Origin of the sequence: Paenibacillus phyllosphaerae (assembly GCF_014192105.1) — a bacterium.
Lineage (GTDB): Bacteria > Bacillota > Bacilli > Paenibacillales > Paenibacillaceae > Paenibacillus_Z > Paenibacillus_Z phyllosphaerae.
Genome location: NZ_JACHXK010000001.1, coordinates 429802 through 441927, shown reverse-complemented (window position 1 = coordinate 441927; position 12126 = coordinate 429802). Strand labels below are relative to the sequence as shown.

At 54.6% G+C, this 12126-nt stretch carries 13 protein-coding genes; 8 read left to right on the top strand and 5 right to left on the bottom strand.

The features are described from left to right. Positions 1-111: 111 nt before the first annotated feature. Entirely contained in the window at positions 112-579 is a 468-nt protein-coding gene (locus FHS18_RS01705) for a hypothetical protein (RefSeq protein WP_183596259.1), read from the bottom strand. A 123-nt stretch (positions 580-702) separates the two neighbouring features. Between FHS18_RS01705 and FHS18_RS01700 the strand changes: the two genes are divergently transcribed. Beyond that, positions 703-1083, top strand: a complete 381-nt coding sequence (locus FHS18_RS01700; protein WP_183597297.1) for a DUF423 domain-containing protein — start codon at positions 703-705, stop codon at positions 1081-1083. A 154-nt stretch (positions 1084-1237) separates the two neighbouring features. On the opposite strand, the gene FHS18_RS01695 is transcribed toward FHS18_RS01700, so the two are convergent. After that, positions 1238-1765 carry a hypothetical protein gene (locus FHS18_RS01695; RefSeq protein WP_183596257.1) on the bottom strand — a complete coding sequence of 176 codons (528 nt, stop codon included), beginning with the start codon at positions 1763-1765 and terminating at the stop codon, positions 1238-1240. Positions 1766-1935: 170 nt separating this feature from the next. Here FHS18_RS01695 and FHS18_RS01690 point away from each other — a divergent pair, with 170 nt between their 5' ends. Next, positions 1936-2241: a YunC family protein gene (locus tag FHS18_RS01690; protein ID WP_183596255.1), complete on the top strand. Its 306-nt coding sequence runs from the start codon at positions 1936-1938 to the stop codon at positions 2239-2241. A 264-nt stretch (positions 2242-2505) separates the two neighbouring features. Here the strand turns inward: FHS18_RS01690 and mtnA are convergent, their stop codons facing one another. Further along, the gene (gene mtnA, locus FHS18_RS01685; RefSeq protein WP_183596253.1) at positions 2506-3588 is read right to left on the bottom strand and encodes an S-methyl-5-thioribose-1-phosphate isomerase; all 1083 of its coding nucleotides are present in this window, start codon (positions 3586-3588) and stop codon (positions 2506-2508) included. 16 nt (positions 3589-3604) lie between these two features. Next, the gene (gene mtnK, locus FHS18_RS01680) at positions 3605-4825 is read right to left on the bottom strand and encodes an S-methyl-5-thioribose kinase (RefSeq protein ID WP_183596251.1); all 1221 of its coding nucleotides are present in this window, start codon (positions 4823-4825) and stop codon (positions 3605-3607) included. A 185-nt stretch (positions 4826-5010) separates the two neighbouring features. Here mtnK and FHS18_RS01675 point away from each other — a divergent pair, with 185 nt between their 5' ends. The 6 genes from FHS18_RS01675 to sufB all read left to right on the top strand — a co-directional run bounded on the left by FHS18_RS01675 (position 5011) and on the right by sufB (position 10931). Then, positions 5011-5592, top strand: a complete 582-nt coding sequence (locus FHS18_RS01675; RefSeq protein WP_183596249.1) for a DUF1802 family protein — start codon at positions 5011-5013, stop codon at positions 5590-5592. Positions 5593-5749: 157 nt separating this feature from the next. After that, positions 5750-6529 carry a Fe-S cluster assembly ATPase SufC gene (gene sufC / locus FHS18_RS01670; RefSeq protein WP_183596247.1) on the top strand — a complete coding sequence of 260 codons (780 nt, stop codon included), beginning with the start codon at positions 5750-5752 and terminating at the stop codon, positions 6527-6529. A 21-nt stretch (positions 6530-6550) separates the two neighbouring features. Beyond that, entirely contained in the window at positions 6551-7858 is a 1308-nt protein-coding gene (sufD, locus tag FHS18_RS01665) for a Fe-S cluster assembly protein SufD (protein WP_183596245.1), read from the top strand. Next, on the top strand, positions 7855-9081 hold the full coding sequence (locus FHS18_RS01660) for a cysteine desulfurase (RefSeq protein ID WP_183596243.1): 1227 nt from the start codon (positions 7855-7857) through the stop codon (positions 9079-9081). Before sufD ends, FHS18_RS01660 begins: the two co-directional genes overlap by 4 nt. Continuing rightward, positions 9068-9490 carry a Fe-S cluster assembly sulfur transfer protein SufU gene (sufU, locus tag FHS18_RS01655; protein WP_183596241.1) on the top strand — a complete coding sequence of 141 codons (423 nt, stop codon included), beginning with the start codon at positions 9068-9070 and terminating at the stop codon, positions 9488-9490. The genes FHS18_RS01660 and sufU overlap by 14 nt, the downstream gene beginning before the upstream one ends. 43 nt (positions 9491-9533) lie before the next feature. Further along, a complete protein-coding gene (gene sufB, locus FHS18_RS01650; protein WP_183596239.1) occupies positions 9534-10931 on the top strand; it encodes a Fe-S cluster assembly protein SufB in 1398 nt (465 codons plus the stop codon). Positions 10932-11018: 87 nt separating this feature from the next. On the opposite strand, the gene FHS18_RS01645 is transcribed toward sufB, so the two are convergent. Then, positions 11019-12089: a ThiF family adenylyltransferase gene (locus FHS18_RS01645; RefSeq protein WP_183596237.1), complete on the bottom strand. Its 1071-nt coding sequence runs from the start codon at positions 12087-12089 to the stop codon at positions 11019-11021. Between the last annotated feature and the right edge of the window lie 37 nt (positions 12090-12126).

The window sequence follows — 12126 nt, the reverse complement described above, 5'->3', positions numbered from 1 at the left end:
TGAGCGGGAGGGCGAGCATGCCAAAAACCCGCCTCCGCCAAGATGCGTGCATGGCGGCGTAAAGCGGGTGAAGTGTTAGAGGATGGAGGGACAGTGGACGGTAATGGACCTTTATTGTAAGACGAGTCCGAGGCCAATGATCGAGATCGTCCCCATAACGAGCAGGCCGTTAAATACGACGCCGAGGATGCCGAACACCTTGCGGCGATTCTTCAGGCATACGCCGATAATGCCAAGCACCAGACCGATGAAGGCGAGCGCCAGGCAGCCGATCATCAGCAAGCCGGATAGAACGAGCAACGCGCCATCCGCCGAATCGACCAGCGCTGCAGCGTCCAAGGCCGGGTTGCCGTCCTCTGTAATTTGGTTCATAATGGAGGAGGCCGCGACTACCATGCTGGTAATGAAGGCAAGGATGCTCGTGATGCCGATGATGAACGAAGCGATACCAAGGCCGGCATGTTTCTGCTTGTGCTCCGGCGGGGCTGCGTCCGGCGAATAGCTGCCGAAGCTTTCCGCTGACTGAGCATGCGAATGGTTTTCTTCGGGCTGTTTCTGAAGGTTGAATGGGTCTGTCATTACGGGAAGAACTCCTTTATTAGATGAGAATGGTGATGATTCCAAATGCTTACATCATCGCGATTAGACCACATTGTACCTGATTAATGAACACTTGCAAAGATGAAGGGGCGAAAGATGACGATGTTTTCCAAATTCGGCGCGTTCGGCGCCGCTCATGCAGGCCTTGCCGTAATTCTTGGCGCGTTCGGCGCGCATAGTCTGAAGGACAAGCTGCCTGACGACATGCTGGCTGTATTCGAAACGGGCGTCCGCTATCATATGTATCATGCGCTAGGCCTTATCTTGGTTGCGATTATCGCGGATCGGATTGGGGAAACCAAAGGAATTCGCTGGGCTGGCCGACTGATGCACCTGGGCATCTTCCTGTTCTCCGGCAGCTTGTATGCGCTCTCGATAACCGAGCTTTCGCTGTTCGGACCGATTACTCCGCTGGGCGGCGTCTCGTTCATCGCGGCATGGGTACTGGTTGTGCGTGCATTGTGGACGAGCCGCAGAGCGTAATGTAGAACGAAGTTGAGGCGTACACCTGTGATGCAGGTGTGCGCCTTTTTGTTGTATCTATGCCTATCGGAACGGAATATGACACAATGACCTTGCATCCAATCTCTTTATAAAGAAAGGAGCGCTACTCATGCGAGGCGCTCCTTTAATGTATTCAGACGATGAAATCTTCAATCTCCGTCCACTTAAACGTATAGACCTGTTTCTCATCGACGTGATAAACGGTAGTCGTTTGTTTCTCTTCATCGAAGCTTAGCACCCGGCAAGGGATGCTGAGCATGACGCCTGCGCCGCGATTGACCTTAAGTCGGATCAGCCGTTTCTCGGCAATAACTTTCTCCATCCGGTCGGTAAAGAAGGTATATGTCGTTGGCATAACGGCAGCTTTGGTCGTTGTAGCTGGCTTCGCCGGTGGTGCAGGAGGCGCTGCCTGTTGTGCGCTCTGGTTGGCTGCGAACCGCTGCTCCAACTGCTGGAGACGTTGGCCGAGCTGGCTCAGTTCTTGAATTCTCAGCCCCAGATTGACGCCGGATTTTATTTTGAAATCATGAAAGTGAGCTTGATTAAGTATATGAAGAAGCCTCTCCATTGCAACCGCATTGGTTTCGCCCTCTACCATAATATCCACGTTGAACAAAAAGGCAGTCTGTCCGCTATGAGCCTCGTGATCGTTTGTTTTCATAATGCCTCCATATGACATGAATATCTCTAATCATACCATTTTCGTACTAGGAATCCTACAGGAGAAGTGAGGCTTTTATGCCAGCGCAACACCGAATCCAAACGTCCCGCATATAGTAGGGGGGAGTGGAAAATCGCTCGACATGCCCGCTATAAAGGAGGTGGTTTCGGATGATGCGAATGGTTCCAATCGTGCTCGACAATGGCGCAACCGTCCTTGGCGTGGAAGTGAAGCTGCCAAAGACGACGCTGCTCGCTGTTACAACGGATAAAGGCTACATCATGTGCGGTGCCTTGGACGTTGGCTTGCTGAATGAGAAGCTCAGCGACAGGAACATTATTGCCGGCCGTGCTGTCGGTGTCCGTACTTTGGAAGATCTGATGGCCGCTCCGCTCGAATCCGTCACCGGCGCGGCGCTCGCGCTCGGGATCAGCCCGGGGATGAAGGGTTCGGACGCAGTGGCGTTAATGCTCTAGACGATCTGTCGCTTAGCACATAACAGGGTTGCCGCCATGGTGCTAATTTATGCTCCAATGACGGCAACCCTTCTTAATTCTTTATTCTTGAAATAGAAGCATTCATAAGTTTCACGCTTATCAATCATCTTCTATTTCTCCGGAGTGAATCTTACTACGCCGCTAGAGGTCGGCGTCAGTCGTTTCACCTTGAAATAGAAGCATTTATAAGTTTCACGTTTATAAATTATCTTCTATTTCTCCGGAATGAAACTTACTACGCCGCTAAAGGTCGGCGTCAGTCGTTTCACCTTGTTCGAACAGTTTCTTCAAGTTGACATCGAATGGCGCTTGGACGATGCCCTTCTCGGTAATGATGGCAGTTACATATTCATGCGGCGTTACGTCGAACGCCGGGTTGAACACTTTCACGCCCACCGGAGCGGTCCGTTTGCCGAAGCCTTCCGTTATCTCTTCGGCGCCGCGCTCCTCGATCGGAATGAGATCGCCCGACGGTGTGTTCAGGTCGATGGTGGACAGCGGGCAAGCCACATAGAATGGAATGCCATGTGCCTTCGCAAGAACGGCAACGCTGTACGTGCCGATTTTGTTGGCGACATCGCCGTTCGCCGCAACGCGGTCGGTGCCGACGATTACGGCATTGACCCATCCTTTGTTCATCACCATGCCGGCCATGTTATCGCAGATGAGCGTCACATCAACGCCTGCTTGCTGCAGCTCGAAAGCCGTAAGGCGTGCGCCTTGGAGGACCGGACGCGTCTCGTCAGCGAACACTTTCAGGCTGATGCCGCGTTCTTGCGCGAGATAGAACGGTGCCAATGCGGTACCGTACTTGGCTGTTGCAAGTCCGCCTGCATTACAGTGCGTGAGCACGCCCATGCCATCTTCGAACAGTGACAGCGCATGCTCGCCGATGAGGCGGTTCGTCTCTTCGTCTTCGCTTTGGATCGCGATGGCTTCATCGAGCAGGGCGCGCTTCGCCGCTTCCAGCGGGGCGCCGCTCTCGACGATACGATCTGCCGCCGCTCTCATGCGGTCGAGCGCCCAGAACAGGTTAACGGCTGTCGGACGGCTCGTCGCCAGATGCGCGGAAGCAGCCTTGACCGCTTCGAGCCATTGCTCGATCGTCTCGCTGTTGCGGCCGCCGAGCACGACGCCGTAAGCCGCGGAGATGCCGATGGCCGGCGCGCCGCGAACTTTCAGGTGACGGATGGCTTCCCATACGTCCTCTACGGTGACCAGGGGAAGGTAGACGATCTCCTCTGGGAGTAGGCGCTGGTCGAGCAGATCAAGATGTTCGCCTGCCCAGATAACGGATTGCAGGGCGGTTGATGTCGATTGTGTCATGTTTACTTTCCTTTCCTTATGCCTTTACTGCCGAAGAGGCAGTAACTGCAGCGTCTATCAATTGTTCGATCGACTCTGCGCGACGATTCAGTTTAATGAGTGATTTGCCGATGGCAAGAGCTGTGCGTTGAGCGCGTTCGCGAACGGCTGCATCTTCAATGCGGTCGATATCTGCTACATGGGCAAGGCCAACGATGCGGCGGACCATCTTCGCGCCGGCGAATCCGATCGTGTCTTGAAGCAATCGCTTCATATATAGTTCCTTGTAGCCAGGGGCTGCCGATGCGATCCGGTCGATGCCGTGCTCATCCCATAGCTTGAGGAACTTGGCTTCGAATTGCGTCCAGATGTCACGGATCGTCGTAATCAGATATTCGCGATAATCGGCCGCTTCCGAATCCGATGCATGCCAACCGTCACGCGATGCGTAGTTCAGCAGCAAGTTCGCAAGAACGGCGCCGATGTCAAAGCCCATTGGCCCGAAGTAAGCGAATTCCGGGTCAATGACTTTAGTCGACTCCGGCGTGATGAAGATGCTGCCCGTATGCAGGTCGCCGTGCAGTAGCGCTTGCGCTTGCGTCAGGAACTTCTCGCGCAGCAGCGCAACTTCCAGATGAAGCTCGCCGTCGGTGCGCAGCTCTTCGGCTTCATCCTCGATGGCCGCATCGTAGCTATTGTTCGCCGACACCGTGTATGGATCATCGAAAATAAGATCTTCGGTTATTTTGCACAATTCAGGGTTAATAAAGTCGCGCACGCGAAGCTTCTTCTCTTGTTGGTTCATGCCCAGATCCGAGGTGAAGAACAACGTCTGCGCGAGGAAGGTGGAGATGTCCTCGGCAAAACGCGGATAACGTCCGCCTTCGATCAGGCCGCGGCGCATAATGACATGGTCGCTTAAGTCCTCCATGATCGTCAGCGCAAGCTCCGGATCATATTTGTACACTTGCGGGACGAGCTCTGGCGCAAGCTTCCCTTCGATAATGAGCGATTCGCTCTCGATGCGCGCGCGGTCAAGCGTAAGCGGCCATGATTCGCCAACTACCTTGGCGTAAGGCAGCGCTTGCTTCATGATCAGGCTCCGACCGCTATTCGGGTCGGTAATGTGGAACACGAGATTCAAGTTGCCGTCGCCGATCTCGCGGCAATGAAGCGTCTCCGCATTCGGCAGCACGCTCGTCAGAGAACGGGCGATCTCGATCGCTTCATTCTCGGTCAATGGATGATAAGTAGACATGGTTGTCCACCTCCGGTTCGTAAGGGTAGGGAAGAAGCTTGCATCGCCCCTTAAGAGAGGTAGAAGGCTGCTGCTTCCTGATGTGGTTTTGATCTGCAACAAGTATACCGAATATTGGTTCGCGTTGGAATACCTGCTCTGTTATAATGGGTAGGCACTTGTGTCAGGACGTGGGGGGATGGACGATGACGAGCCCGGAACAACGGTTGCCAGTCGCGCTTAAGGAATGGGCGGTCGCGGTTAAGGCGCTTTCCGAGGGGGAACAGATCATGGTGCTTCGCAAAGGCGGCATCGCGGAGGAGACTCGCGACTTTCAGCTGCGCAGCCCGCAATTTTACTTGCTGCCGGCTTACGAGCATCAGAAACCTGAGCTGCTGAAGGCGCCCTACCAGAGCGGAATACAAGAGACGCTGCAAGGCTATGCGCCCGGCGGCGATACGGTGAAAATAAACGCTTACGCGGAGGTCGTGGATGATATTGAAATCCGCGATCAGGATACACTGGATAAAGTCAGGGAATTCCATATCTGGACCGATACGTTCGCCGAGGAACGGCTAAAGTGGAAGCGGACGAAGCCGCTGCATCTGCTGCTGCTGCGCGTCTATGTGCTCGAGGAGACCGAGATTCCGCAGCGCCCGGCATATACGGGCTGCAAGTCTTGGGTAACGCTGGAAGACGGGATTCCGGCACGCGCGTTCAAGCCGGTGCTGGACGACGACATTTTCGCTGCGAAAGTGCAGGAAATCCGCTTGGCGCTAGGACTGTAGCGAGTCACCGGGAAGGTTGTAAGCAGAGGCGAAAGTTGATTTGGACACATATTTGTAATAAAATTAGATTGATAATCACTGAGAATCAGATTAGAATAATTATCAATAAGGAATTGTCACAAATGGGACAACCGACTAACGGAGGGAGCAGCACATTATGGCAACGCATTTCGTGATCGAAGGCTTGAAGGCTTCGATCGAAGATAAAGAGATTCTTAAAGGCATCAACATTGAAATTAAAGGTGGCGAAGTTCACGCCATCATGGGTCCGAACGGTACTGGTAAGAGTACGCTCGCTTCGGCACTGATGGGCCACCCGAAATATGAAGTAACAGAAGGCACTGCAACGCTTGACGGCGAAGATCTGATGGAGATGGATACGGACGAGCGCGCACGTGCAGGCCTGTTCCTCGCTATGCAGTATCCGAGCGAAATCGCAGGCGTAACGAACTCCGACTTCCTGCGCAGCGCAATCAACGCTCGCCGCGGCGAAGGCAACGAGATCTCGCTCATCAAGTTCATTCGCCAAATGGAAGCTAAGATGAAAGAACTCGACATGAACCCTGAGTTCGCGCACCGTTACCTGAACGAAGGATTCTCCGGCGGCGAGAAGAAGCGTAACGAAATTCTGCAAATGCTGATGCTGGATCCGAAGATCGTCGTACTCGACGAGATCGACTCCGGTCTTGACATCGACGCACTGAAAATCGTTGCAGCCGGCGTGAACAGCATGCGTTCCGAAGAGCGCGGCTTCCTGATCATTACGCACTACCAACGTCTCCTCAACTACATCAAGCCAGACTTCGTACACGTAATGATGCAAGGCCGCATCGTGAAATCCGGCGGTCCTGAACTGGCAGAGCGTCTGGAGAACGAAGGTTATGATTGGGTTAAAGAAGAACTGGGCATCGTGGACGAAACCGTCGGCCAGGCTTAAGCGGAGGAGGAGTAATCGACAATGAGTACACAACTATCAACTCCGGTTAACCGCCAAGCCGCCGAGGCGCTTTCCCTCAGCAAGGGCGAGCCGGAATGGCTCACGGCGCTGCGCGTTCAAGGCGCTGAGCTTACGGAAACGCTGGAATGGCCGAAACCGGAGAAAGTCCGGATCGACCGCTGGAATTTGAATGCAGTAGGCGAATACAAAGCACCGGCAGTCCTTGCGTCGGCAGACGAGCTTCCGGAGTCGCTGCGCACGTTGACCGGTGAAGGACAGGCAGGGTTCGTTGTTCAACGCAACTCTGGCGCTGTATTCAAGCAGCTGTCCGCCGAGCTACAAAGCCAAGGCGTCATTTTCACTGATCTCGAGACGGCAGTGCGCGAGCATGGCGATCTCGTTCAACAATATCTGTTCAAGGCTGTCGCGCAGGATGAGAACAAGCTGTCCGCGCTTCATTCCGCAATATGGAATGGCGGGGTGTTCCTGTACGTGCCGAAGAATGTTGAAGTAGCAGTACCGCTTCAAGCGCTTCTGTACAGCGACGATGCGCAAGCAACGTTCGCTCCGCACGTGCTCGTCGTAGCTGACAATAACTCCCGCGTGACTTACGTGGATAACGCAAGCAGCCTCTATGAAGGCGAGCAGCAAGCGCTCGTGCTTCAGAACATCGTCGAAGTATTCGTTAAGCCGGGGGCACATGTTCGCTTCGCAACTGTGCACCATATGGCTGAGAACATCATCGATCTGTCGATCCGCCGCGCTGTCGTTGAGAATGACGGCCGCATCGAATGGATCGTCGGCGATCTGCATGACGGCAATACGCTGTCCGAGACGCGTTCCGTGCTTCGCGGCAACGGTTCGACTTCGGATGCGAAAGTCATCAGCATCGGTTCCGGCAAACAGCAGATGTCGCTTACGACAGGCGCTGTTCACGTCGGCCGCAGCTCCGACAGCCAGATGGTAACCCGCGCGGTTATGAAGGATTCCGCAACGGCGATCATCAATGGCATTACCAAGATCGAGAAAGGCGCGACCAAAGCTAACGGCGAGCAGACCGAGAAAGTGCTCATGCTCAGCCCGAAAGCGCGCGGCGACGCGAACCCGATCCTTCTGATTGACGAGGATGACGTTACTGCGGGCCACGCAGCATCGGTCGGCCAAGTGAATCCAGAGCAAGTGTACTACCTGATGTCCCGTGGTATTTCGAAGCGTGAAGCGGAGCGTCTGATCATCAACGGCTTCCTGGCACCTGTCGTATCCGAAATTCCGATCGATGCTGTACAGGAACAGCTCCGACTGCTTCTTGAAAGGAAGCTGCAGGCATGAACATTGAGGCGATTCGGGAGCAATTCCCGATTCTGCATCAAAATATAAACGGGCATCCGCTCGTATATTTGGACAGCGCGGCGTCTTCGCAGAAGCCGCGTTCCGTCATTGATGCGGTCAAACGTTACTATGAGCTTGATAATGCGAATGTGCACCGTGGTGTTCATACGCTCGGTTCACGGGCGACTGACGCATACGAGGGAGCACGGGAGAAAGTTCGTGCTCTGCTGAACGCAGCGAGCGCACAGGAAATTATTTTCACGCGCGGCACGACGACGGCACTGAATCTGGTAGCCAGCAGCTATGCCCGCTCGGTCTGCGGCGAAGGCGACGAGATCGTCCTTACCGCGATGGAGCACCATAGCAACCTGATCCCGTGGCAGCAAGTTGCCAAGGCGACAGGCGCAACGCTTAAGTATATTCCGCTTCAGGAAGACGGAACACTCCGGATTGAAGATGTGGAGCAGACCATTACGGACCGGACGAAGATCGTATCCGTCGTCTATGTATCGAACGTACTCGGCGTTATCAATCCGATCAAGGAAATTACGGCGATCGCGCACCGTCACGGAGCGAAGATGGTTGTCGATGGCGCACAGAGCACGCCGCATATGAAGGTTGACGTACGCGATCTGGATTGTGATTTCTATGCTTTCTCCGGCCACAAAATGTGCGCGCCTACGGGCATCGGCGCATTATATGGTAAGAAGGAGCTGCTCGAGCAGATGGAGCCGGTCGAATTCGGCGGCGAGATGATCGACCATGTGGATCTGTACGATTCGACATGGAAGGAGCTGCCGTGGAAATTCGAAGGCGGCACCCCGATTATCGCCGGAGCTGTCGGCCTCGGAGCGGCGATCGATTTCCTGAACGAAATCGGTCTGGATGAAATCGCGCGCCATGAGCATGAATTGACAACCTATGCGTATAATCGACTAAGCGAGGTTAACGGGATTACGATCTACGGACCTGAACAGGACCGTGCGGGACTCGTCACGTTTAATCTGGATGACGTTCATCCGCATGATTTGGCAACCGTGCTTGACACGAAAGGCATCGCAATTCGTGCCGGCCACCATTGCGCGCAGCCGCTGATGCGCTGGTTGGAAGTTTCTTCTACTGCACGGGCTAGCTTTTATTTATATAATACCGAAGAGGACGTTGACCGGCTTGTGGACGCCCTCCACCAAACAAAGGAGTTCTTCGGTTATGCAATTGGATGATTTGTACCGCCGCGTCATTATGGATCATTACAAAAATCCGCGTAACCGCGGGACATTGGATGAGCAGGCTGTCACGATTAACCTGAACAATCCGACCTGCGGCGACCGCATTCAGCTTCAGCTTCAAGTCGAAGGCGATGTCGTCAAACAAGCGAAGTTCACGGGCGAAGGCTGCTCGATTAGCATGTCGTCCGCTTCGATGATGACCGAAGCCGTTAAGGATAAAACGCTTGGCGAGGCACTCGCTATGGCCGAGAAGTTCTCTTCCTTTATAAAAGGCGAGCAGGTTGAATTCGATGAGAACGAAGATATCGAGGCACTGTCCGGCGTAAGCAAATTCCCGGCGCGGATCAAGTGCGCGACACTTGCGTGGAACGCGCTCCGCAAAGGGATCGAACAGCAGTCTTAACTCGCGTGCCTAAGTACGCGCAGCATAGAAAGGGAGGCTTACCATGGCTAAAAGTATGCCTGAGATGGAAGAGTACAAATACGGCTTTCGCGATGAGCATAAAGCGGTATTCCAATCCGGTAAAGGATTGACGCCTGAGATCGTACGCACGATCTCGGAAATGAAAGGCGAGCCAGAATGGATGTTGGAATTCCGTCTGAAATCGCTCGAACAGTTCAACAAAATGCCGCTGCCGCGTTGGGGCGGAGAGCTCGACGATCTTGATTTCAATGATATTCAGTACTATGTCAAGCCTTCGGAGAAGCAAGGTAAAACATGGGAAGAAGTACCGCAAGAAATCAAGGAAACGTTCGACAAGCTCGGTATTCCTGAAGCGGAGCAGAAGTTCTTGGCAGGCGTATCGGCTCAATACGAGTCCGAGGTCGTTTACCACAGCATGCAGGAAGACCTTGAGAAGCAAGGCGTTATCTTCACGGATACGGACACTGCGCTTCGCGAGCATCCAGAGATCTTCAGGGAGTACTTCGGTACCGTTATTCCGCCGGCTGACAATAAGTTCGCCGCGCTGAATAGCGCTGTATGGTCCGGCGGCAGCTTCATCTACGTGCCAAAGGGCGTGAAGTGCGAAATTCCGCTTCAAGCTTACTTCCGGATCAACTCCGAGAACATGGGCCAATTCGAGCGTACGCTCATCATCGCGGACGAAGACAGCTTCGTTCACTACGTTGAAGGCTGTACAGCTCCCGTATACAGCACGAACTCGCTCCACAGCGCGGTCGTTGAGATCATCTGCAAGAAGAACGCGCGCGTTCGCTACACGACGATCCAGAACTGGGCGCCGAACATCTACAACCTCGTTACGAAACGTGCGGTTGCAGAAGAGAACGCTACGATGGAATGGGTCGATGGCAACATCGGTTCCAAGCTGACGATGAAATACCCTGCGGTTGTCCTTAAAGGCCGCGGCGCGAAAGGCATGGTCCTCTCGATCGCCGTTGCCGGCAAAGGCCAGCACCAAGACGCAGGCGCGAAGATGATTCACCTGGCACCAGACACGACTTCCACGATCATCTCGAAGTCGATCTCGAAGCATGGCGGCAAAGTAACATACCGCGGTCTGGCTTCGTTCGGACGCAATTCCGAAGGCTCCAAAGCGAACATCAAGTGCGATACGCTCATCCTCGACAACCAATCGACATCGGACACGATTCCGTACAACGAAATCTTGAACGATAACATTACGCTCGAGCATGAGGCAACTGTATCCAAAGTATCCGAAGACCAGCTCTTCTACCTGATGAGCCGCGGTCTGTCGGAGAACGAAGCGACACAGATGATCGTCATGGGCTTCATCGAACCGTTCACTAAAGAGCTGCCGATGGAGTACGCGGTCGAGATGAACCGTCTCATCAAGTTCGAAATGGAAGGCTCGATCGGCTAAGATCGCGCCTTACAAAATAAAAACTCCGGATTGCCTACTGCACGTGCAGCGGCGATCCGGAGTTTTCTTCTATTATGTGACTTGCGATCATAGACTAAATAACTCGGCGTAGACGCGTTTGGCAAGGATCGGATCTTCGGTCCCTTGGATGAGTGCCCGGCCATTCAGGAAGATGACCATCGTGATGTCTGCGTCACGCCGATACTTGAGGAGGAACGGATTCCGTTCCACTTCGCCAATGCGCCCGAGGCGTTGTTCCAACTCGTCGAAGGACAGGCTGGCCGGTTGGCCCGGCGTCACTTGAACGGTCATGCGGCCGCATAGCGCGACGGCCGCCGGCTCGAAGGTATGCTGCTCGAGAAATTCGTAGTGTCCCTTCGCGCAAGCCGGGCAGTCGTCGCGATGCGAATTGCCGACCTTCAGCGGCATCCATTGTTGATGCCACAGGTCCAGCTGCAGCAGCGTGTCGCGCATGGCTTGAGCGTTGCCGCTGAGCCACTTCAGCGCTTCGGCAGATTGCAGCGAAGCGACGACATCGACCGCCGGCGAGATAACGCCTGCCGTATCGCAGGTGTCGACCGCGCCGGATTGCGGCGGATTCGGGAACAGGCAGCGGAAGCATGGCGTCTTGCCCGGAATATAGTTCATCGTCATGCCGGTCGAGCCGACGACGCCGCCGTAGATCCAAGGGATACCGTGCTTAAGGCTGACATCGTTGATCAGATAGCGGACGGTGAAATTGTCCGAGCCGTCCACGATCAGATCCACCTCGCTGAGCAGCTCCTCGGCATTGCTGCTCGTCACGTCGGTCACATGCGGTTCGATCGTTACCGTGCTGTTCATGCTTTGCAGTCGGGAAGCCGCAGCTTCTGCTTTGGGCAGCATACGGAGCACATCGTCCTCCGTGTATAGCACCTGCCGCTGCAAATTGCTCCACTCCAGCACGTCACGGTCGATAATCCGAACGAATCCGACGCCGGAGCGGACCAGATGCTGTGCAGCTACCGAGCCGAGCGCGCCTAGCCCGACAACGGCGACGCGGCTGCCGGTCAATCGCTCTTGACCGGAGGGGCCGATCGGGGCGTAACGAATCTGCCGGGCGTAGCGTGATACTGCGGAAGCGTTAAGGTTGTCTTGCGAAGATTCATATGTAGTCAAGGGCGGATTACGCCTCCTTCTTGCGAGCGAGTCACTC